This is a genomic window from Pseudoalteromonas citrea, from assembly GCF_000238375.3.
Classification (GTDB): Bacteria; Pseudomonadota; Gammaproteobacteria; order Enterobacterales; family Alteromonadaceae; genus Pseudoalteromonas; species Pseudoalteromonas citrea.
In genome coordinates, this window is the sequence record NZ_AHBZ03000012.1 from 147,208 (window position 1) to 167,663 (window position 20,456).

The following is a 20,456-nucleotide window of genomic DNA, read 5'->3' on the forward strand; positions in this document are numbered from 1 at the left end:
GCTACTGAATATTACCTAGGCGCTCAAAACGAACACCAGTTGGAACCCAGCCTGGTAAAAGGCTATCTGGGCCATTATCAAATTCAAAACTCATCCAAATAAATACGGCTTTACCGACTAAGTTTGCCTTAGGTACAAAGCCCCACATACGGCTGTCTTGACTGTTATTTCGATTGTCACCCATTGCAAAGTAACTATCTTCAGGTACCACCCACTCATCTCTGCGAGTGCCCTGTTGTTGGTAATAACGCTCTGTTAGTTCCAATGCTTGTGGATTAATTAATATATCGTGTCCAACACCCGGCAAATCCTCTGTCAAACGTACCAACTGCATTGACCCTTGCTTATATTCGTCACGATTTACAATGTCTAGCTTAATCTTATTATACTCGCCACACACCAAATTGCCTTGTTGAGTTTGCCCCTCTGTACAATTTGGTTGAATATATAACTGGCGATTACGATAAACAATGCGGTCTCCGGGTAAACCCACTATGCGCTTAATAAAGTCAATTCGTTCATCAAGCGGGAACTTAAACACGGTTACATCACCGCGCTCAGGCTCACCCACTTCAACCAATTGTGAACGCCAAACGGGATCTTTAATCCCATAAGTAAATTTTTGTACCAAAATGAAATCGCCATCAAGCAATGTTGGCATCATTGAGCCTGATGGGATCTGAAATGGTTCAAAAATAAAAGAACGGAATACCGTGATGGCTGCAATCATTGGGAAAATTGATTTAGCACCTTCAACAATAGCCGGTTCTGGCGCTATCTCAGAGATTACATCCTCTGCCAATGGCGTTTCACTGCTTCCTTGTGCAAGCGCTATGCGCTCTTTTCTTTTTGGTGCATACAAAAAGTGGTCTAGTAGCCAAATAAGCCCTGAACCCAGTGTAATTAACACCAATAATACTGAAAAATAGCCAGCCATCTAAAAAATTCCTGTTATTTGCCTACTTTTAATATGGCTAAAAACGCATCTTGAGGCACTTCTACATTACCTAACTGCTTCATACGCTTTTTACCATCTTTTTGTTTTTGAAGTAACTTTTTCTTACGACTCACATCGCCACCGTAACACTTAGCAATTACATTTTTACGTAACTGTTTCACCGTAGTTCTTGCGATAACATGGGCACCAATGGCCGCTTGTATTGCAATATCAAACATTTGACGAGGTATAAGCTCTTTAAGTGCCTCTGCGAGCTGACGCCCTCGAGACTGCGCACCATCTCGGTGTACAATAATAGCCAAGGCATCCACTCTGTCACCGTTGATCAGTATATCTACCCGCACCATGTCAGATACTTGGAAACGCTTGAAGTTATAATCTAGCGAAGCAAAACCACGACTGGTCGATTTCAATTTATCAAAGAAATCCATCACCACTTCAGCCATAGGTAATTCGTAGGTTACCGCAACCTGTTTACCATGATAAGCCATCTTAGTTTGCATACCACGCTTGTCTACACACAAGGTAATAACATTACCCAAATACTCTTGTGGTACTAAGATATTTGCTTCAACCATAGGTTCACGCATTTCAATAATGTCGTTCACAGCAGGTAAGTCAGAAGGATTATCTATTTGAATAGTACCATCCTTTGTGACTATTTCATAAATTACTGTCGGCGCAGAGGTGATCAAATCCATATCATATTCACGCTCAAGTCGCTCTTGGATAATTTCCATATGGAGCATACCTAAGAAGCCAACTCGAAAACCAAAGCCTAACGCGGTTGAACTTTCTGGCTCAAAAAACAACGACGCATCGTTCAAACTGAGCTTATTTAGAGCATCGCGAAATGCTTCGTAGTCATCTGATGAAATTGGGAACATACCCGCATAAACTTGAGGTTTTACCCGTTGGAAACCTGGTAAACGCTCACCCGCTGAGTTTTGCGTTAATGTAATTGTGTCACCCACTGGCGCACCATGAATGTCTTTAATACCCGCAATCACAAACCCAACTTCACCGGTTTTCAAAATGCCTGTATTAGTTTGTTTTGGCGTAAAGATACCAACATGATCAACTATGTGTGTTTGATCCGTCGACATGATTTTTATCTTATCACCCTTACGCAATTCACCATGCTTAATACGTACAAGTGATACAACGCCTTGATATGGGTCAAACCATGAATCAATAATAAGAGCTTGAAGTGGTGCGTCTGCATCGCCCTCCGGTGGCGGTACATCACGTACAATATTCTCTAACACCTCATCAATACCAATACCTGTTTTAGCGCTACACTGCACAGCGTCTAATGCATCAATACCAACAATATCTTCTATTTCTTCTGCCACACGTAATGGGTCAGCCTGAGGCAAATCGATCTTGTTCAAAATCGGAATGACTTCTAAGTCCATTTCAATGGCGGTATAACAGTTTGCAAGCGTTTGAGCTTCAACGCCTTGCCCTGCATCAACCACAAGCAATGCACCTTCACACGCTGCCAGAGAACGAGATACTTCATACGTGAAATCAACATGCCCTGGTGTGTCAATGAAGTTCAACATGTAAGTTTCGCCATCTTTGGCAGTATAATTTAACGTTACACTTTGTGCTTTGATGGTAATGCCGCGCTCACGTTCGATGTCCATCGAATCCAGCACTTGCTGTTGCATTTCACGGTCAGTAAGGCCACCGCAGACATGGATCAGACGGTCTGAAAGCGTTGATTTGCCGTGGTCGATGTGGGCGATGATAGAAAAGTTACGGATATGCTTCATATGCTGGATTCTAAACTTCTGTAAGTCATGGTTTATATTAAAGGCGAGATTTTACCTTTTATTTGTCGCAATCACCATCTATTTGCGTCAGTGGAAAGCTAATTGGGTAAACTTTCACCAAATTAACTTCATGTTTTAGGCTTTTTACTTTTTGTTTAGCAATAAAAAAACCGACTACACCACCAAAAATTGCCGTTAATATCTGCCATGGTTCTGAGAGGTTAAAGATAAGTGCACTCCCTAGCATACCTAAAAAAGCACCTAGTAATGGCAACATATAAACAAAAAAGGCATTGCGTACAATGTGGCTATCATCTAATGACAAACGCACTTTTTGTCCAACTTGAACGGTTTGCTCAAGATTAATAGAAAGGGTTTTTTTGTGGGTACCAAACAATTTACTAAAAATTTGTGACCCGCACTTACCATTACAGCCCTCACATGCGGGTTTTTGTTCACCTTTCAACTGCACAGTAGTGCCTTCGACCGACACTACCTGCAATGTTTGTTCAATCATAATGGTCGCTTAACAGATTCTGCAATCTTTTTTGCCGTTAATGCCGGGATATTGCCTACCACAGAAACATCAAATGCCCCTGAGTTATGCACATATACTGTTGTGGCTCCTGATGACAGAGCGCCACTTGGTCTAGCACCTGGTAAGGGGCGTTGCACAAAAACAGAAATATCTATTAAGCCATCGGAATATAAATAGTAATCGGCAAGTTCATTATTTAAATCTAATTTATGCCTGTCAGATTTTAATAATTCGAAGCCTTGAGGTAACCATGCTATTTGCCAATTATTGGTAATATTGTCACGTTCAAGTGAAGTATTCATTGGCAGCGGTGCTGGGAACTCTCTGTGCTGCAATTCTAATAACTGGGCTGCAGGCTCTGGTGTCACACTAATATGTGTTAGCTGCAGTTGCTCTAGTAGCTCGCCTTGCTGATTCACATACGCCGCCTTTAACAACAACGATGATTGTGTATCAATCCACAGCCAGTAATTGTATTTACTGTCGTCCTTCGACTCTATGCGCACTAATTGTGACGGTCTACCTGCAATACGACCTTTACCACCCAACACAAAGTCATAATTACTCAATAAAGACGTCACATCTTTGAACAAAACTTCAGGGATCGGCCCTGCAATAGAGTCTGTACTAATTGAATAAGCGGATGACTGAGGCTCAAAGTAAGTAACACGGTCATTTACTCTAACCATTTCCAAACCTGCTCCATTGAGCAAGCTTAGTAATTCTAACTCTGTATCACCTTGCTTGGCATGAACCCACCTGTAGGGTTCCATTCCCTTACCCTTTAACACTACGAACGAAGCATCAAAATTTCTTGTATGCACAGCCTTTGCCATATTTTGCAAAAGCTGCTTTGCTGTCATTACATCGCTAGCTTGTGCCGCAATTGCAAAAAACAAACCTAAAATGCAGGCAATAAGTCTCATTTAATTATTTCTTTTCCTCAGGCTTTTCAGGCGCTAATTGTGCCTGTTTTTGTAGCGAGTAAGCAACTCTTGATTGCCTTTGGTGCTCTAAAACTAATGCACCTATGCGTTGTTGCTGTAGTTCACGTAACCCTTTTTCAGCATTTTCTAGCGCAGGTTGCTCAGATGAGAAGCTCACCGGAGAAACACCACCAGCCAAAGGAATTGACTGTAGAACGGGTACATTATCTGTATGCGATCCTGCTTGTTGCGGCATAGTATTCACGCCAACTATCGCAACCAGAGCAACACTTGCGGCAATGGCCATTTGCGACAGAGGCTTTCTCCACGCGCTCATACTCACCACTTTAGTGCCATTTTCTTGCACATTTACTTCATCAGCCATCGGTACATTGTGCCTAGGCTCACTCTCTAATGCCGCTGCTACACTCGCTGTTATATCAATATTGATTCCGCCTTGATGCTGTTCGCGCATTACATCGCCAATTTGGGCATAACGTGTAAACGTTTTTTCATCAAGGTTATCCAAGGATAACTCGTCCGACGGTAGGTCCCCATCTAGCACTCGAGACGTTACTTCTTGACGCGATGCAATGTGGTTAACTTTTGTCATGTTAGGATTCACCTATTAATGGGTTTAAATTATTGTCTATCGCTTCTCGAGCTCTAAAGATCCGTGAGCGAACAGTCCCAACTGGGCAGTCCATGATCACGGCTATTTCTTCATAGCTCATCCCTTCGATCTCTCTCAAGGTTATTGCGGTTTTCAAGTCATCAGGTAAACCGTCAATAGTGTTATATATCACCGATTTAACTTCATCACTTAACAACAAATTTTCTGGTGATGCATTAGAGCGAAGTTGCTCTGCGCCGTCATAAAACTCGGCTTCTTCAGCATCAATATCGTTGGCTGGCGGCTTACGCCCTTGAGACACCAAGTAATTCTTTGAACAATTAACAGCGATTCGGTATAACCATGTATAAAAAGCACTGTCCCCCCTAAAATTAGGTAAGGCACGGTAGGCTTTAATAAACGCTTCTTGAGCAACATCGGCTATGTCTCCATGATTCGACACATATCGTGAAATCAAGGCTGCTACTTTGTTCTGATATTTGGCAACTAAAAGGTTGAAGGCGTTTTTATCTCCTTGCTGTACCCGCTTAACCAGTTCTAAATCCAATTCCTGCTCGCTCATTCGAGCCGGTACTCCTCATTGTTATAATTTATCACTTAATCTTTATTGCCATCATTTACAGCTACTCTGACTAAGTAATAAATAAAAAGTTCTGTTTTTTTTATATTTTTTTTAAAATAAGTCGAAATAACACGTCTAGACGTATATATCCGCGCTAACTATTGATAAAAATTATTCAGTAATAGCGTCGAGTTAGTTGTATCATAGCAGATATGGTACATATAGCTGAATGAAACGCATAGAAAAAGCGAAGATCATTAAACATGAAACAATTGAAACATCATAGCACTGACGTTGTTGTCATTGGCAGCGGCGCTGCGGGCTTAAGCTTAGCTTTATCACTCGCAAATCACTGTCGTGTGACAGTCGTGAGCAAAGGCGCATTAAAAGAAGGTTCAACCTTGTATGCTCAAGGCGGGATTGCCGCAGTCTTCGATAAAAAAAATGACAGTATTGAATCTCACGTTGAGGACACTCTGGCCGCTGGTGCCGGCCTGTGTGACAGAGAAGCCGTACACTATACGGCTAGTAACGCAAAAAACTGTTTAAAATGGCTTATCGAACAAGGTGTGCCTTTTGATATGGAATTTGACAGTAAAGGCAAAGAGCGATTTCATCTAACGCGTGAAGGGGGTCATAGCCATCGCCGTATTCTACATACGGCAGACGCTACTGGAAAAGCAGTACAAACAACCCTTGTCAGTCAAGTGCTTAGCCATGCAAATATTCGTGTTTTTGAGCAATATAATGCTATTGACTTGATCACCAGCAAAGCAAACAACAAACAGGTAGATGGTATTTACATTTACAATCGTCGAGCTGAGCAAGTTGAAACTATTTCAGCTAAATTTGTGGCATTGGCTACCGGCGGTGCAAGTAAAGTGTACCTTTATACTTCTAACCCTGATGTATCTAGTGGTGATGGTATTGCTATGGCGTGGCGAGCAGGTTGTCGAGTCGCTAATATGGAATTTAATCAATTTCACCCTACCAGCTTATATCACCCAGAACTGCAAAACTTTCTAATCACTGAAGCCATGCGCGGTGAAGGCGCGTTACTCAAACGTCCAGATGGCACGCGCTTTATGCCTGACTTTGACGAGCGAGAAGAACTTGCGCCCAGGGATGTCGTAGCAAGAGCGATCGACTATGAGATGAAACGCTTAGGTGCAAATTGTGTGTACCTAGATATTTCTCACAAAGACAAAGACTTTATTATTGAACACTTTCCCACTATTTATGCAAAATGTTTAAGCGTTGGTCTAGACATCACCAAAGAAGCCATCCCAGTTGTGCCTGCAGCACATTATACTTGCGGCGGAGTGATCACTGACTTCAATGGGGCTACAGATTTACATAACTTATATGCTGTTGGTGAAGTTGCTTACACAGGGTTACATGGAGCCAACCGTATGGCCAGTAACTCATTGCTCGAATGTATTGTGTTTGCCCACGCTGCTGCAAAAGATATTTTAACAAAAATAGCAGACAGACCACTCCCCCCGACACTGCCCGAGTGGGATGAAAGTCGAGTCAGCAATTCAGATGAAGAAGTGGTGATCACCCATAACTGGCATGAGTTAAGATTATTTATGTGGGATTATGTTGGGATTGTTCGTTCAACCAAACGCTTAGAGCGCGCCTTGCGTAGAGTTGAGCTTTTGAAACAAGAGATCCACGAGTATTATGCTAATTTTAGAGTAAGTAATAATTTACTCGAACTAAGAAACTTAGTGCAAGTTGCAGAGCTTATTATTCGCAGTGCTCTAGAGCGCAAAGAAAGTCGAGGGTTACATTACACGTTAGATTTCCCTGAACACAGCGATAACCCCAAACCTACAATATTACTCCCTAACTAGGTGGGTTTAAGCTAACCCGACACAGTCTATGCCACGACTGTGTCGTCATCGCTGATTGAACAAATATAATCGTGTGTGTTTTATCAAATTGCTTAACATCAAGCACCAGCCAATTAAAATACAAACTTGCTTTTCTTATTTGACCTTCAATGACCACAGCGTCAGTTTGCCAGCATAGATAATTCTTAGAGGTACTGAGGTTGAGCACCCCATTTGGCAATGACATACGCCTTATAGCACGTATACTGAATACATACCCAACTAAGCAACACCCTATATTAACCAGCAGGACTGCTACACTCGGGAATATCAAAATAAATAAAAATCCGATGCACGCAAAGAAGACCACAATCACCTTATGGTCTATCACATTATTTTTGACTTCCAGCTTATACGCGGACTCTGTCAAGGATCAATTGCACCATAGAGTTTAATTCTGCATCAGGACACTGTTCATGGCCCATAAACCATGCAAATAAGTCAGGATCTTCCATTTCAACTAAACGCTGAAATACGAATTTATGATGCTCAGATAGCGCGTCATATGCCTCGTCAACAAATGGCCCAAGTAGCACATCAAGTTCCAACATACCACGACGGCATGCCCATTTTGTGCGAGATTTTGAAAAAAGCTCAGCCATCAACTACCCCTAAAAAGTTATTTTTTATCACCTATCTTGGTAAGATTATATCTTACAATACCGCGATAAATACACCGCTTTACTTTAAATCACCGAATAAAGCCCTATATCTGTCGTTAAATCATAACCATCCGTTTATGACGCTGAAGATATACGTTATTATTACGATACTAACTCTATAGGGATCAATATTATGTCGCTCGTACGCGCTTTTCAGTTACCTTATCAGCTGATTTCTATCACTGGAGAAGAACAGCTTAGCTATCTTCACGGTCAATTGACACAAGATATGAACCTAATCACTGATACACAATTTTTATGGGCAGGCCACTGTAGCCCAAAAGGGAAACTTTGGGGTGCATTTCAAGTCTTCAAGCACAACGAACAGTTTTTTATGATGGGTTCCAGCAATGAAGTCACTGCTTCAGCAAGAGAACTAAAAAAATATGGCGTGTTCGCTAAAGTTGATATAACGCATATAGACTCCCCGCGCATTATCGGGTTATTAAGTGACGACCATAGTCAAACTTGTCAATTACTTGGCTTAAACTTTGCCGATACCAATGCCTGTAACTTTTTAGGCTATAAAGCACTGCGCTTAGATGAACAACGAATTATATTATACGTAGACGAGCATTTTACACTACCTGCAGATATTGCATTAGAGCATGATCACACTCTTTTCTCTGAAGCGTCTATTTTAGCTGGAGAGCCACAGCTGAGTGCTGAAACTGTTGAAGAATTTGTGCCACAAATGATCAATTTACAAGCGCTTGGTGGGATCAGCTTTAAAAAAGGCTGCTATACCGGACAAGAGACCGTCGCCCGTATGCGTTACCTTGGCAAAAATAAACGCGCGATGTATATATTGCAAGGGCAAAGCAGCACACCAATAACAGAGTCTGATGTAGAAATACAGCTAGGCGATAATTGGCGTCGAGCAGGAAAAGTGGCCCATCAAGTCTATAATTCCAAAACACACACATACAGTGCTTTAGCCGTATTACCCAATGACACAGACAACACGTCACTATTACGGGCTAAGCATTCACCAGAGGTATCCATGTCAATTCTACCTCTGCCATATTCGCTAGATGATGATAAATAAACGGGAAATATTATGAAAATCGCACCAAACAAAGTAGTGAAAATGCATTATTCAGTACTTGATAATGACAAAAACACTATTGATAATTCATTTGATGGTGAGCCACTATTATTCATCATTGGTACAGGGTATTTAATCCCAGGTTTAGAAGATGCCATCATCGATAAAAGCGCCGGAGACACATTAAGTGTGACCGTTGAACCAGAGCAAGGCTACGGTGTTCGTCACGACGAATTAATGCAAGCTGTACCTAAGTCTATGTTTGACGGTATGGAAATTGATGTAGGTATGCAGTTTAGAGCGTCAACTGATGACGGCGACCAAATGGTCATGATCATCGATATTCAAGATGAGGAAGTTATTGTTGACGGCAATCACCCTCTGTCAGGGATCACACTACATTTTGATGTAGAGATTTTAGAAGTACGTGATGCGACTGAAGATGAGCTTAGCCATGGTCATGTCCACGCCGAAGGTGGCTGTGATAGCGAGCACTAATAACCGCTTTATATCGGTTAACCCATAAAAAAACGCTCATTATAATGAGCGTTTTTTTGTTAACTAGGTGGATCAATCTAAATCAAATGCCCCTTTCTTGCGCTTTTTAGCCGGCTCTTCGTCAGACTTAACAACGCCTGAAATTTCATCTTCTTTGATCATAACGTTGCCTACGAGCGCCTTGAGCACACCATTGGGATCATTAGTTCCTACTCTATACTTCATGCCGTCATGCAAGGTGATCTCTATCGCGCTAAAGCCTGATACTGCATAAACCCAGCCATCATTGGTGATCTTCATTCCTATTCCATGGCGTAACGAGTTTTTCACTGCCCTGACCGCTTCAATCTCTTCAAACGATAGTGTCTTTTTGATCAATCCAGGTCCTAACCACCAAGTTAATTGCTTTGACTGTGAATCAACCTTGATGGTTAAGCCGTAAAAAAACACCGCAACTAGCAGTAAAATACCGGCAAACAATAATATTGCAGCGTTGCTACCACTGAGTACAATCGCCATAACTAGAAACGTTGCAATCCACGCTAAAATAGCCCAAATAGCCCATGCAAATTGCGTATGTTGATACATTATTATTCCTATTAAAAGCTATAAACCAAAGTAGCACCTAATTCAGTATCTACTTTATTTTTATTTTCTTCTGGATCAGAGTTATATCGATACGTGTACGATACTTTTAATGAAACCCCACCCATCACCTGACTTACCAAAGCTGTTTCACTAAACACACGGCTACTCAACCCCGATAAAGACTTTTCTATACTAATATCTTGATTAAATCTTGTTTGCTTTGAAACTGTGCGTTCCCATTGTAAAGCTAGCCTCAGTAGCTGACCTCGTTGTATTCTGACTGCATTGGATGCGATGTCTATTTCATTATCCGTTTTTGATATAGAGAAACCCGGTCCAATATCAAAATCAACGGTATTTTTTTCTCCTTCAAATAAGCGGTTACCATAACCCAATGCAACGGTGGCGGTATATTCTTTACCACTAAATTTGTCATCATTATAATCAGCATAGATAAACAAAGATTCATTATCACGTCCAACTTTATAATTGCCCTGTGCTGAAATATAGTAACGAGATGCTGATACGTCAGAGCTATTGGAGTTCGCGTCTGTCTCTTCTTTGTATAAACTATCAACCTTAAATTGATTTCGCCAATGCTCAAAATCTTGATACAAATTGCTTTTTAATTTAAACGCGGTACTTTTCGTATTTCCGTTATTAGCAATAAGCCCAAACTCAATATCGCCATACAAAACTTCACCTGCATGAAGTTGGTGTATTTCCTCATCTGATAATTCACCGTATTGATGAAAATCCTCAAATGGGTCTACTGCCCACAATAGACTACTAAAAATGCTTAGGCAGCTACCGACTGCTAATTTTAAGTAAGACACAATATTAATTTTTCTACTCTATTCTTTTATCGTTATTCTTTACTGCGACTCTGAACCCTTCCACAAAACATGGCAAAAAGGCGCGTCTAAATCTCGACTAATCAAGATGCGGGCAAATATCTCATCGCCATCTTCGTATTCAATACCCACGACCACCTGCACAAAATGCTCTGGTTCAATCTCTAAAGACACAAATTGCTGCCAGTCATCTTCCGGCTCACTGTCTTCAATAAAGCCAAATTCGCCATGATGTTCATTAAATTGTTGAATATCCTGATCAGATAAGTTTTCAGGGGCTAACTGCAAAAAAATATCATAAGCTTGGTGGGTGATCTCTTCGACGCTAGAGAGACGAGCAGACATAGTTGTATTCTCATTATTTAAGCTAGATCCCTATCATAACAAAATCATAAATTTCTTGGCTATCAAGATCGGCTAAATTATCAAAATTCCTTGATGAATGTCCTAACTGTAGAGTATAACCACTAATGTCATCGAAAAATTCACAATTTAATGGACACGGAAATGGTTACGTTAGAAATCAAAAATAATATTGCCTGGGTAACATTGGACCGCGCAGAAAAACAAAATGCGCTTCACCTAGCGATGTTTCTTGAGCTTGATAAAATCATTAAAGTACTTCGTAAAAACACCAAGCTCAGAGCAGTTATTCTATCAGGTATGGGCGATCATTTTTGTTCCGGCCTTGATGTCAAATCTATTGTAAAAAAACCACTCTCAATTTTTCGACTGCTATTTAAATGGATGCCAGGCAACCCGAACCTTGTGCAGCGCGTTTCCTTAGCGTGGAAAACACTCCCGGTTCCCGTCATAGCCGTCATAAATGGGCATTGTTTTGGTGCTGGTTTACATATTGCTCTTGGAGCCGATTATCGTATTGCTACCCCAACCGCTAAGTTAGCGATCATGGAATCAAAATGGGGCCTTTGTCCTGACATGGGCACAGGCGTCCTATTACCCGCACTTATTCAACAAGACAAATTATGGTTGTTCACTTCTCAAGGTACCCCAATTAATGTAGAGACTGCAAAAGAATATGGGCTGATCAGCGACATTCATACAGATACGGCAAAGGCCGTACAAGATTTGTTAGACACATTACTAACTCGCTCACCTGATGCACTCGCAGCCATAAAAAAAGTCAATAATAGTGCCTACTCAGCTAACCGACGCAAAGTGCTCAGGCAAGAAACCTGGTGCCAAATACGCTTACTGCTCAATAAAAATACTCGAACTGCGATGTATAATGCTCAAGCCCAACAAAGCAAAGCGTATAAAGAGCGCAGCAAGTGGTAAATTAGTCCCATAGCGAACCATCACAGAGTTCGTTATGCTTGTTTTTTCCAAATAAACATCGGCAGTATTGTGGTAAAGAAAACATGTCAAATCAGTCTCGCCTTCTTACTTATGCTAAGCTGCTTATATAGTGCAAAGTTTATCGTTGCCGCATTTAACCTAACAATCCCCGCTCCGCTACTTGGTATGTTATTTTTGATAAGCTTATTGTACTTTAAAATAGTGCTGCCGCCTCTCATTGCACCTGCGGCACTCCCAATTTTAAAATATATGGCATTGTTTTTTGTTCCCGCGGGCGTCGGTATTCTTCAATACACCACTTTATTATTGAACAACTTAGATTTACTAGTAAGCATACTGATACTCGTCCCTACAGTCGGGCTAATGTGCGTTGGCTTGATAGCAAACCGAGGAAAGTACAGTGATTGAATACGCCATTGGCTCTGGGTTGACCATTGCTATTTTTTTACTGTGCCGTGCTTTATACAAAACGTGGCAATTCCCACTCATGAACCCCGTCCTAATAAGCATCATCTCAGCCTGTTTAATACTGATTATTTTTGATTTAGATTATCGAACTTATAAATCTGCGACTATGCCCATTAGCTTCTTTTTAGAAGTCGCAGTGGTAGCGCTGGCCTACCCTCTTTACATACAGTTCAAAGATATCAAGGGGTACTTTATGTTACTGCTATCTTGTAGCTTTGTCGGCATTAGCCTCTCTACTCTATGCGCATTCCTGCTATGCTGGTATTTTAATGCCTCAACTGAATTAAGTGCTTCATTAGCTGCATTATCAGTAACGACACCTATTAGCCTCATCGTTACTGACAGCCTAGGCGGCCTTGGTTCAGTCGCTGCTATTATGGTGATCTTAATTGGCGTATTTGGTGGCGTATTCGGTCTTTCTATACTTTCGTTGTGCTCAATACGAAGCCATCAAGCGAAAGGAATTGCGTTGGGTGTCTCATGTCATGCCATTGGCACTGCCGCGGCATTAGAGCATCACCCTAAGGCGGGTGTATTTGCCTCTGCCGCCATGACTATCAGCGCACTTTTAACTGCACTTTGGGTGCCAATGTTATATCGTTGGTTGATTCAACTCACATCTGTTGCTATATAAATTCCATACAATGAGGACCTCTGTTCATGATTGAGCAAGAAATACAACAATTTGAACACTACTTTACATTGATAAGAGACTACTTGGTTAATTACAGTATGCAGGTCGTCGGGGCAATCGTCATCCTAGTGGTTGGCCTTTGGCTGTCTAATCGACTCTCTAAAATGGTAGAGCAATTGATGTTACGTCACGACATTGACGTAACATTGACTAACTTTATCAGTAATGTTGTAAAGGTGCTGTTGATCATTATGTTTGTGATCATATCCTTGGGTAAACTTGGGATCAGTGTTACTCCCTTTGTTGCCGCAATTGGTGCCGCATCATTAGGCGCGGGCTTGGCCTTACAGGGAATGTTATCAAACTACGGTTCAGGCTTAGCCATTATCGCCACTCGCCCGTTTATTGTCGGTGACACTATTGCTGTAAAAGGCGTCAGTGGACAAGTTAAAGTCATTGAACTAGGCCACACGGTACTTATCAATGAAGAACAAGTAGAGATCACCATTCCTAATAAACACATTATCGGTGAAATATTACACAATTCTTTTCGCTACTCCCTTGTCAAAGGTGAAATCGGGATCGCCTATCATGCATGTTCAGACACCGCCATTGAGGTCGTGACAGAGGTTTTAGCAACATATTCAAACGTAGCAACCAACCCCAAGGCCCAAGTGGGAATAGAGAAATTTGCCGACAGCGCAGTCATTATTAGCTATCGATATTGGGTACCTACCACACAAATCATCGAGTCAAAGCTAGCTATTAACCAGCAAGTATATAAAGCAATTAAACACGCCCATATTGACATTCCTTTCCCACAACGAGTCGTCACGTTGAATCAAAACAGCGACAATTGAACGAACAGAAAAAAGGCACCTTGCGGTGCCCTTTATGGTTGGGTAACACTTAAACTATTCTAGTAAATTACGGTCGATATAAGCGCTCTCGCGGCACATAAATCAGACATCATCCTACTCTTTGCTTCCTTTGCACTAAGATAGCCACGACTTATCTCACCGTCATCCAAAAAAAAGGACATTAACTGCCCACGGCGCGTCACAATATACATAATTAACGCACTATGCCCTTTACTTTGCAACGTTTGCACAAACTCACTACTTGGAACAGATAATTGCACGGATACATTATCACTGCCAGCTAACGCTTCTTCTGAAATTTCCTTGCATACAAGCCAAGTTTCACTTTGCGAAAATGCATTTTTTTTACGTCCAAAGCACTGTACGCCTATCGGTAAACCTGGTACTGAACGAAAAGTAAAAATAGCACTGTTTAAATGCCTTAGCCCTACATTCATTTTATCTATGAATATGCCAATATGGTCAAGTTCAGTACTTGCAGAATTATCTACCATGATGTATCACTAAAAATAATTACACTATCTTAACTATAAATCTACTTCTAATTAGTGCAAGATTTCTATCATATGTATTTTTTTAACACTAAATGATGAAGTTTACTCAAAAAATCGATGAATAACTTATTTTAGAGGACAGACAACTGTATTAAGAAAGGCAATATGCAGATTTAGAAAACCTCACCCTAAGTTAACTAAATTACAGAATAATGTGTTATTCAAAACAAAAATCGCGCCAAAGGACGCGATTTGATAAGAACCTAAGAACTCAGGCCCTGAAAGTCTATTTTTGGTATTTACGCTTTACGCCAGGTTGTTTTGCCTGCACTGTCTTCAAGCACAACCCCCAACGCAGTTAAAGCATCTCGTGCTACATCCGCAGCAGCCCAATCCTTACTGGCGCGCGCCTCATTACGAGCAACAATTAGCGCTTCAATCTTAGCCACTTCATCATTGTCTTGCTCACCTTGTAAAAAAGACTCTGGTGCTTGCTGTGCAATACCCAGTACTTCACCAAGCATTACAAGTATGTAGGCATGCTTTGCTGCGGCTTCACTGTCTTTGTCTTTTAACAAATTAACTTCTTTTGCCAACTCAAAAATCACCGGTAGCGCTTCTGGCGTATTAAAGTCATCATTCATTGCCGTTTCAAAACGTTCTACGTAACTATTACCTGCAAGCGTAACTTCCACAGGCTCTACACCTCGCAGCGCGGTATAAATACGCTCTAACGACGCCCGCGCTTGCTCAAGGTTTTCTTGAGAATAATTTAACTGGCTACGATATTGGCCATTAATCAAGAAATAACGCACAGTTTCACGGTCATATTTTTTAAGAACTTCTCTTACCGTAAAGAAATTACCTAAAGATTTAGACATTTTCTCTTTATTTACCTGCACCATACCGGTATGGATCCAAGTATTTACGTAACGGCCATTGTTCGCGCAGCATGATTGCGCAATCTCATTCTCATGGTGGGGAAACTGTAAGTCAGAACCGCCACCATGAATATCAAAGAAGTCTCCTAGGTGCTTAGAACTCATCGCACTACATTCAATGTGCCAGCCCGGTCGACCTTCACCCCACGGTGACGTCCACGAAGGCTCACCCGCCTTGGCTTTTTTCCAAAGTACAAAGTCTAAAGGGTCATCTTTGTCTTGTGCCACTTCGACTCGCGCACCCGCTTGTAACATTTCTAAATTTTGCTGGGACAATTGGCCATACTGTTCAAATGTTGAAACATCAAACAGTACATCGCCACTACTAGCTACATACGCGTGGCCTTTAGTGATCAGGCGTTCAATCATTTCTATTATTTCGTCCATATGACCTGTCACTGTTGGCTCAATGTCAGCAGGTAAAATATTTAACGCGTCAAAGTCTTCATGCATTGCTTTGGTCATTCGAACCGTTAATGCATTAATATCTTCATTATTTTCAGCCGCACGCTTGATAATTTTATCATCGACATCTGTAATATTTCGCACGTAAGTTACATCGTATCCTAGGTGACGAAAATAGCGGTTCATAACATCGAATGAAACGTAAGTGCGTGCATGCCCCACATGGCAGAAATCATAAATTGTAATACCGCACACATACATGTCGACTTTGCCTTCGACTAAAGGTTTAAATGGGGTCTTTTGACGTGTGAGTGTATTATATATCTGCAACATGTAGTTCGATTTCCTAAACAAAGATGGACATGAGAAACCATGATAACACTTGCTCTGTCACTGCTCTATACCCAAATTAATACAAATTGCGAAGTTTACGTGTATTTTTTCATCAAGTATCAATAAATACGCTTTGAAAATTGTCAGCTTAGATACTTCTGCTATAGAATATCCTTCTTTGAAAATTAACTATTAGGAAGCCTCCATGGTTGTTCTACATACTAACTTCGGTGAGATCAGCATTAACCTATTTGCAGATGAAGCACCAGCAACTGTTGAAAACTTTTTAAACTACGCTAAATCTGGCTTTTATGATGGCACCATTTTCCATAGAGTAATTGATGGATTTATGGTTCAAGGTGGTGGATTTACACCGGGTATGGAACAAAAGTCTGTACAAGCCCCCATACAAAATGAAGCGACAAATGGCCTAAGCAACAAAACAGGCACTTTGGCAATGGCGCGTACGCCAGATCCTCATTCTGCGACAGCACAGTTTTTCATTAACGTGAATAACAATGATTTCCTAAACTTTAGCAGCGAAACGTCACAAGGTTGGGGTTACTGCGTATTTGCTGAAGTTGTTGAAGGCATGGATATCGTAGAGAAAATTAAAAATGTTGCGACTGGATCTTCTGGCTTCCACCAAGATGTTCCTCTTGAAGATGTTGTCATTGAAAAAGTGACTGTTGCTTAACACATTTTTATATACAAATTTTAAGCGGGATCACACCCGCTTTTTAGCTAAGAGCACCAATGCGTAAAACCTATTTTATTTCAGATCTACATCTTAGCGACGACCGTTCAGATATTACCGAAGCATTCTTTACCTTTGTTGATGAACATATGAGCCCTGACGTAGATGCACTCTACATCCTCGGTGATTTTTTTGAAGTCTGGATAGGGGACGATGAGCGTGCGCCACTTGCAAATATGGTAGCTGAAAAGTTAAACGGCTTAAAAGAACTCAATATTGACGTGTACTTTTTACATGGCAATCGAGATTTTTTAATAGGTAAACGCTACGCTAAACAAGCAAATTTTCACTTACTCCCAGAGCAAGCAGTTATTGATTTGTACGGAAATAAAACGGTCATTCTCCATGGTGATGAAATGTGTACTCAAGATATTGCCTATCAGAACTTTCGCAAAAAAAGTCGGGGATGGTGGTGGCCGAAACTCATTCTAGCAACCCCTTTGTGGTATCGACGCCGTGTTGCTAAAAAAGCTCGTCAGAAAAGTAAAGAGAATCAAAAAGGTAAATCTTTGGATATCTTAGATGTAACAAGCGAGGCGGTACAAGCCATGTTTGAAAAATATCACGTCTACAATATGATCCACGGGCATACACATCGACCTTATGTGCATACTAGCCAAAAAGATGACAAAGAGTTCACGCGGACGGTACTCGGTGATTGGTACAGTCAAAGTTCATATTTAGTTGTTAATGAGCTAGGACAAACCCTCACATCACATACATTGGCCAAGTAAAATCATCCCAAGCTGTATATTCAACTTTTATAGACTAACAGATCAAAAATAATATAATAGTAGGAGCTTTGCTGCACGTTCTTGGCTATGCCAGTTTTGTTGTATTACTTCAGCGCGAACAGACCAGTTTTGTGACAGTGAAGTATTCCATCGTATCGCAAGCTCATGCTGCTTGTGGGAATTTGAGTCTGATAAAGCTAGCCAACGTCCAGACAACGATATTCGATCTCCTTCAGATATTTGCCAAGTAACTCCAGCTTCAAACCCTGCTCCTATATTTATACCTTGAGAAATGTCTCCACCATTAACGGCCACCGTACCTAATATATAACCATGTAGTAACTGTGGATCCCCTATTGACTTCCCATACCCAGCTTCAGCAAAAACTCGACCAACACGTTTGCTATCAATATCTGGTTGACGCTCAAACCCCAGTTTCATTTTCCAAGACCAACTATCAAATACAGTATTATCAGGCGCTAAAGACATGGCATCTATCAAGTATAATTGATCTAAATAAAGCCCAGAAGCATTGCTTATTGCAGATATATCAAAAAAGCCAATCTTAGCCCCCCCAATAAACCCCGCGGGCGCATCAAGTAGATCATGGTAAGCTAAGCGGTACGACATATTCAGGCTTTGCTGGCCATATTTGTAATAATTCTCTCCAACACCGATGCGAGATGAGCCATGCCCCAACTCTGGAGATGCTAAAGGTCTCGGGGGAGGGAGTAAGGGTGAAGATACTTTAAGTTTGCTCCTTTCATATAATAATGACCTTAATCGTGGCGCAATCTCTCCCCTATTTAACGCATTTTCATGATAATTAAAGTTAAGCCATTCGTAAGCTAATTCGTATATCGCTGCGGTTTGTTTTTCGCTAAATACTCCTACTGGCAGTTTTTCACCACGTATTAGCCCCTTTGCGGCATTCAGCCCTTGAAAAGATAATTGCCCTGCATAATGATGTAATTTAGTACCAAATGCAGGACGGTATTTTGGCTGCTCCAATAGCTCTGAATCTCTCAATACTGCCACAGTGTCTGAAGGAATTGCTTTAAAGTTAAACTCAGAGGTTAAGTCTAAATCCTCTTTGGCAAGCTGTAATAAAGACAATAATTGATAAGAGCAATTTTCTGAAATAAAATAATAATCGAAGGTTGCCTGTTGCATTTCCCATAGATGAAGTAAAATACGCTGCACTTGGGATTCATCAAAGTTCAGTGGGTATTCCCAAATATCTCGTGATTCTATATCACTATACTCTCTCACCTTTCGATAATATGGCATTAACGTAAACTTCCCCGGATAACTACCAACTAGTCCCTTTAATGCATATAAAGCCGCATTGTCAGTACTGTCAGGCTCTGCGGCGAAGTTAACAGCAAAAGCAACTAGCTCTTTGCTACGTGTCTGGTCTTTAGCATCAATACGCAGTAATGTATGACCAAACATTGAAGAGGGGCTGTTCATAAATGCGGTGGGAAATACAAGTGTTAAGCCCATCGGGTTTATCGTGCTTTTCCACTTAATCAATTCGGGACAGTCAAGGTCCGGCCAATGCTTATAATAGTGCTTTTTTAGCCATGTATATCTAGCGGGAAATTTACATCTACTTTGAGCTTTTTCCGTTTGAGAAAGCTGCTCACTAGAAAAAGCGTGAATACTCGCCTTGAGCTCATCAATAGGGCTAAATTTACCATTCTTGGAAAGGAAAAAACGCGGATCATCTACTTCACTTTCTACAAATCCATATAAACCCTTCTTATAATGTCCAAGTTTTAACCAGTATGGTTTTTCAGATAATATTTTTTCCAAGGCCCCCAGCGTGTGTTCCTGACTAGAAGAAGAAAACACCAACTTACTGAACAGTATAAAAATAAGCAATATATATTTCATATATAAAATATAAGAAAGCCCAAAATTAATTGAGCCTTATCATATAAATCCCATTTAACTTTTAATATATTAAGAAAGAGTATACGAAGTCAAAGTGGAGTCACTGGCAATAATACTATTTAAGTTTTCCAAAACCACCTGAGAAGTTACATTTTCAGATGTAAAAACTTCTGAAAACTTTGCTTGAACCAGCATATTAAATGCTACTTTATCTTGCTCATTAATGCCCCAAGCTTCAGTTAAAGTCTCTAAAAACTCTCCTTCACCTCTAGACACGTCACGCGCTAGCTGTTCCATATTACCATCGATGAACTGCGCAACTTTAGTAGAAGCTGTTACTGTACCAGTACCATCGCAACCAAGTGTGCCAAAAGTAATACCAAATGTTTGATTACCTGAGGTGCCATTCGTTGTTGCCCCCAACACTTTAACTACTTTGCCTTCTTTACCAGCAAATAATTGTGAGCCTAAACCACAACCAATATCTTGGTCTGCCATTGCACTTGCGAAAGGAAGTAGAGTTATAGTAGCTGCTACAAATAATTTTTTCATGTCTAATAAATCCTTATATTAACTATATAAATAAAGTTCGGGCGCATTCTAACAGAATAAAAAACATTTGGAATAATAAATTACAAGGAAT

24 protein-coding genes are annotated in these 20,456 nt (G+C 40.8%); 9 read left to right on the forward strand and 15 right to left on the reverse strand.

Annotated elements, in window-relative coordinates; genetic code table 11:
• Position 1: 1 nt before the first annotated feature.
• From lepB to rpoE, 6 genes are read right to left on the reverse strand one after another with little or no spacing between them, the layout of a single operon-like run.
• Positions 2–937 carry a signal peptidase I gene (lepB, locus tag PCIT_RS00715; RefSeq protein WP_010364666.1) on the reverse strand — a complete coding sequence of 312 codons (936 nt, stop codon included), beginning with the start codon at positions 935–937 and terminating at the stop codon, positions 2–4.
• Positions 938–951: 14 nt separating this feature from the next.
• On the reverse strand, positions 952–2,739 hold the full coding sequence (gene lepA / locus PCIT_RS00720; RefSeq protein ID WP_010364667.1) for a translation elongation factor 4: 1,788 nt from the start codon (positions 2,737–2,739) through the stop codon (positions 952–954).
• A 58-nt stretch (positions 2,740–2,797) separates the two neighbouring features.
• A complete protein-coding gene (locus PCIT_RS00725; protein ID WP_010364669.1) occupies positions 2,798–3,256 on the reverse strand; it encodes a SoxR reducing system RseC family protein in 459 nt (152 codons plus the stop codon).
• On the reverse strand, positions 3,253–4,203 hold the full coding sequence (locus PCIT_RS00730) for a MucB/RseB C-terminal domain-containing protein (RefSeq protein ID WP_010364670.1): 951 nt from the start codon (positions 4,201–4,203) through the stop codon (positions 3,253–3,255). The genes PCIT_RS00725 and PCIT_RS00730 overlap by 4 nt, the downstream gene beginning before the upstream one ends.
• 4 nt (positions 4,204–4,207) lie before the next feature.
• Positions 4,208–4,816 (reverse strand): sigma-E factor negative regulatory protein, encoded by a 609-nt coding sequence (locus PCIT_RS00735; protein WP_010364672.1) that lies wholly within the window; start codon positions 4,814–4,816, stop codon positions 4,208–4,210.
• 1 nt (position 4,817) lies between these two features.
• Positions 4,818–5,399, reverse strand: coding sequence for an RNA polymerase sigma factor RpoE (rpoE, locus tag PCIT_RS00740; protein WP_010364674.1), 582 nt, complete (start codon positions 5,397–5,399; stop codon positions 4,818–4,820).
• A 263-nt stretch (positions 5,400–5,662) separates the two neighbouring features.
• Between rpoE and nadB the strand changes: the two genes are divergently transcribed.
• Positions 5,663–7,258 (forward strand): L-aspartate oxidase, encoded by a 1,596-nt coding sequence (nadB, locus tag PCIT_RS00745; RefSeq protein ID WP_010364676.1) that lies wholly within the window; start codon positions 5,663–5,665, stop codon positions 7,256–7,258.
• On the opposite strand, the gene PCIT_RS23320 is transcribed toward nadB, so the two are convergent.
• Both PCIT_RS23320 and PCIT_RS00755 read right to left on the reverse strand, forming a co-directional pair.
• Positions 7,251–7,628, reverse strand: a complete 378-nt coding sequence (locus tag PCIT_RS23320) for a protein YgfX (RefSeq protein ID WP_420492142.1) — start codon at positions 7,626–7,628, stop codon at positions 7,251–7,253. The genes nadB and PCIT_RS23320 overlap by 8 nt on opposite strands.
• A gap of 19 nt (positions 7,629–7,647) precedes the next feature.
• Positions 7,648–7,899, reverse strand: coding sequence for an FAD assembly factor SdhE (locus PCIT_RS00755; RefSeq protein ID WP_010364680.1), 252 nt, complete (start codon positions 7,897–7,899; stop codon positions 7,648–7,650).
• A gap of 193 nt (positions 7,900–8,092) precedes the next feature.
• Here PCIT_RS00755 and ygfZ point away from each other — a divergent pair, with 193 nt between their 5' ends.
• Positions 8,093–9,007, forward strand: a complete 915-nt coding sequence (ygfZ, locus tag PCIT_RS00760) for a CAF17-like 4Fe-4S cluster assembly/insertion protein YgfZ (RefSeq protein WP_010364683.1) — start codon at positions 8,093–8,095, stop codon at positions 9,005–9,007.
• A 12-nt stretch (positions 9,008–9,019) separates the two neighbouring features.
• On the forward strand, positions 9,020–9,505 hold the full coding sequence (locus tag PCIT_RS00765; protein WP_010364687.1) for an FKBP-type peptidyl-prolyl cis-trans isomerase: 486 nt from the start codon (positions 9,020–9,022) through the stop codon (positions 9,503–9,505).
• 72 nt (positions 9,506–9,577) lie between these two features.
• Here PCIT_RS00765 and PCIT_RS00770 read toward each other — a convergent pair whose 3' ends face one another.
• The 3 genes from PCIT_RS00770 to PCIT_RS00780 are packed head-to-tail and all read right to left on the reverse strand — an operon-like array spanning position 9,578 to position 11,292.
• Positions 9,578–10,093: a hypothetical protein gene (locus PCIT_RS00770; protein WP_010364689.1), complete on the reverse strand. Its 516-nt coding sequence runs from the start codon at positions 10,091–10,093 to the stop codon at positions 9,578–9,580.
• 11 nt (positions 10,094–10,104) lie between these two features.
• Positions 10,105–10,929, reverse strand: coding sequence for a DUF481 domain-containing protein (locus tag PCIT_RS00775; RefSeq protein ID WP_010364691.1), 825 nt, complete (start codon positions 10,927–10,929; stop codon positions 10,105–10,107).
• Positions 10,930–10,968: 39 nt separating this feature from the next.
• Entirely contained in the window at positions 10,969–11,292 is a 324-nt protein-coding gene (locus PCIT_RS00780; RefSeq protein WP_010364693.1) for an HI1450 family dsDNA-mimic protein, read from the reverse strand.
• Between the two features lie 162 nt (positions 11,293–11,454).
• On the opposite strand from PCIT_RS00780, the gene PCIT_RS00785 reads away from it, so the two are divergent.
• The 4 genes from PCIT_RS00785 to PCIT_RS00800 all read left to right on the forward strand — a co-directional run bounded on the left by PCIT_RS00785 (position 11,455) and on the right by PCIT_RS00800 (position 14,229).
• Positions 11,455–12,246: a crotonase/enoyl-CoA hydratase family protein gene (locus tag PCIT_RS00785; protein WP_010364695.1), complete on the forward strand. Its 792-nt coding sequence runs from the start codon at positions 11,455–11,457 to the stop codon at positions 12,244–12,246.
• A 69-nt stretch (positions 12,247–12,315) separates the two neighbouring features.
• Positions 12,316–12,675 (forward strand): CidA/LrgA family protein, encoded by a 360-nt coding sequence (locus PCIT_RS00790; protein WP_157592895.1) that lies wholly within the window; start codon positions 12,316–12,318, stop codon positions 12,673–12,675.
• Positions 12,668–13,369, forward strand: a complete 702-nt coding sequence (locus tag PCIT_RS00795) for an LrgB family protein (protein WP_010364699.1) — start codon at positions 12,668–12,670, stop codon at positions 13,367–13,369. The genes PCIT_RS00790 and PCIT_RS00795 overlap by 8 nt, the downstream gene beginning before the upstream one ends.
• A gap of 26 nt (positions 13,370–13,395) precedes the next feature.
• Positions 13,396–14,229 carry a mechanosensitive ion channel family protein gene (locus PCIT_RS00800; protein ID WP_010364701.1) on the forward strand — a complete coding sequence of 278 codons (834 nt, stop codon included), beginning with the start codon at positions 13,396–13,398 and terminating at the stop codon, positions 14,227–14,229.
• Between the two features lie 59 nt (positions 14,230–14,288).
• Here PCIT_RS00800 and PCIT_RS00805 read toward each other — a convergent pair whose 3' ends face one another.
• Positions 14,289–14,744 carry a hypothetical protein gene (locus PCIT_RS00805; RefSeq protein ID WP_010364704.1) on the reverse strand — a complete coding sequence of 152 codons (456 nt, stop codon included), beginning with the start codon at positions 14,742–14,744 and terminating at the stop codon, positions 14,289–14,291.
• 299 nt (positions 14,745–15,043) lie between these two features.
• A complete protein-coding gene (gene cysS, locus PCIT_RS00810) occupies positions 15,044–16,423 on the reverse strand; it encodes a cysteine--tRNA ligase (protein ID WP_010364706.1) in 1,380 nt (459 codons plus the stop codon).
• 205 nt (positions 16,424–16,628) lie between these two features.
• Between cysS and PCIT_RS00815 the strand changes: the two genes are divergently transcribed.
• Together PCIT_RS00815 and PCIT_RS00820 are read left to right on the forward strand one after the other, a co-directional pair.
• A complete protein-coding gene (locus tag PCIT_RS00815; protein WP_010364708.1) occupies positions 16,629–17,120 on the forward strand; it encodes a peptidylprolyl isomerase in 492 nt (163 codons plus the stop codon).
• 59 nt (positions 17,121–17,179) lie between these two features.
• Positions 17,180–17,914, forward strand: a complete 735-nt coding sequence (locus PCIT_RS00820) for a UDP-2,3-diacylglucosamine diphosphatase (protein WP_010364710.1) — start codon at positions 17,180–17,182, stop codon at positions 17,912–17,914.
• 42 nt (positions 17,915–17,956) lie between these two features.
• On the opposite strand, the gene PCIT_RS00825 is transcribed toward PCIT_RS00820, so the two are convergent.
• Positions 17,957–19,732: an Lnb N-terminal periplasmic domain-containing protein gene (locus PCIT_RS00825; RefSeq protein ID WP_010364712.1), complete on the reverse strand. Its 1,776-nt coding sequence runs from the start codon at positions 19,730–19,732 to the stop codon at positions 17,957–17,959.
• A 150-nt stretch (positions 19,733–19,882) separates the two neighbouring features.
• A complete protein-coding gene (locus tag PCIT_RS00830; RefSeq protein WP_010364714.1) occupies positions 19,883–20,365 on the reverse strand; it encodes a DUF3015 family protein in 483 nt (160 codons plus the stop codon).
• Positions 20,366–20,456: the final 91 nt, after the last annotated feature.

Bases quoted from the DNA above. Each gene is read 5' to 3' on its own strand.
- lepB (WP_010364666.1), bottom strand. From the start codon at position 937: ATGGCTGGCTATTTTTCAGTATTATTGGTGTTAATTACACTGGGTTCA.
- PCIT_RS00725 (WP_010364669.1), bottom strand. From the start codon at position 3,256: ATGATTGAACAAACATTGCAGGTAGTGTCGGTCGAAGGCACTACTGTG.
- PCIT_RS00770 (WP_010364689.1), bottom strand. From the start codon at position 10,093: ATGTATCAACATACGCAATTTGCATGGGCTATTTGGGCTATTTTAGCG.
- ygfZ (WP_010364683.1), top strand. From the start codon at position 8,093: ATGTCGCTCGTACGCGCTTTTCAGTTACCTTATCAGCTGATTTCTATC.
- cysS (WP_010364706.1), bottom strand. From the start codon at position 16,423: ATGTTGCAGATATATAATACACTCACACGTCAAAAGACCCCATTTAAA.
- PCIT_RS00815 (WP_010364708.1), top strand. From the start codon at position 16,629: ATGGTTGTTCTACATACTAACTTCGGTGAGATCAGCATTAACCTATTT.
- PCIT_RS00830 (WP_010364714.1), bottom strand. From the start codon at position 20,365: ATGAAAAAATTATTTGTAGCAGCTACTATAACTCTACTTCCTTTCGCA.
- PCIT_RS00800 (WP_010364701.1), top strand. From the start codon at position 13,396: ATGATTGAGCAAGAAATACAACAATTTGAACACTACTTTACATTGATA.
- rpoE (WP_010364674.1), bottom strand. From the start codon at position 5,399: ATGAGCGAGCAGGAATTGGATTTAGAACTGGTTAAGCGGGTACAGCAA.
- PCIT_RS00755 (WP_010364680.1), bottom strand. From the start codon at position 7,899: ATGGCTGAGCTTTTTTCAAAATCTCGCACAAAATGGGCATGCCGTCGT.
- PCIT_RS00785 (WP_010364695.1), top strand. From the start codon at position 11,455: ATGGTTACGTTAGAAATCAAAAATAATATTGCCTGGGTAACATTGGAC.
- PCIT_RS00820 (WP_010364710.1), top strand. From the start codon at position 17,180: ATGCGTAAAACCTATTTTATTTCAGATCTACATCTTAGCGACGACCGT.
- PCIT_RS00735 (WP_010364672.1), bottom strand. From the start codon at position 4,816: ATGACAAAAGTTAACCACATTGCATCGCGTCAAGAAGTAACGTCTCGA.
- PCIT_RS00765 (WP_010364687.1), top strand. From the start codon at position 9,020: ATGAAAATCGCACCAAACAAAGTAGTGAAAATGCATTATTCAGTACTT.
- PCIT_RS00780 (WP_010364693.1), bottom strand. From the start codon at position 11,292: ATGTCTGCTCGTCTCTCTAGCGTCGAAGAGATCACCCACCAAGCTTAT.
- PCIT_RS00730 (WP_010364670.1), bottom strand. From the start codon at position 4,203: ATGAGACTTATTGCCTGCATTTTAGGTTTGTTTTTTGCAATTGCGGCA.
- PCIT_RS00805 (WP_010364704.1), bottom strand. From the start codon at position 14,744: ATGGTAGATAATTCTGCAAGTACTGAACTTGACCATATTGGCATATTC.
- nadB (WP_010364676.1), top strand. From the start codon at position 5,663: ATGAAACAATTGAAACATCATAGCACTGACGTTGTTGTCATTGGCAGC.
- lepA (WP_010364667.1), bottom strand. From the start codon at position 2,739: ATGAAGCATATCCGTAACTTTTCTATCATCGCCCACATCGACCACGGC.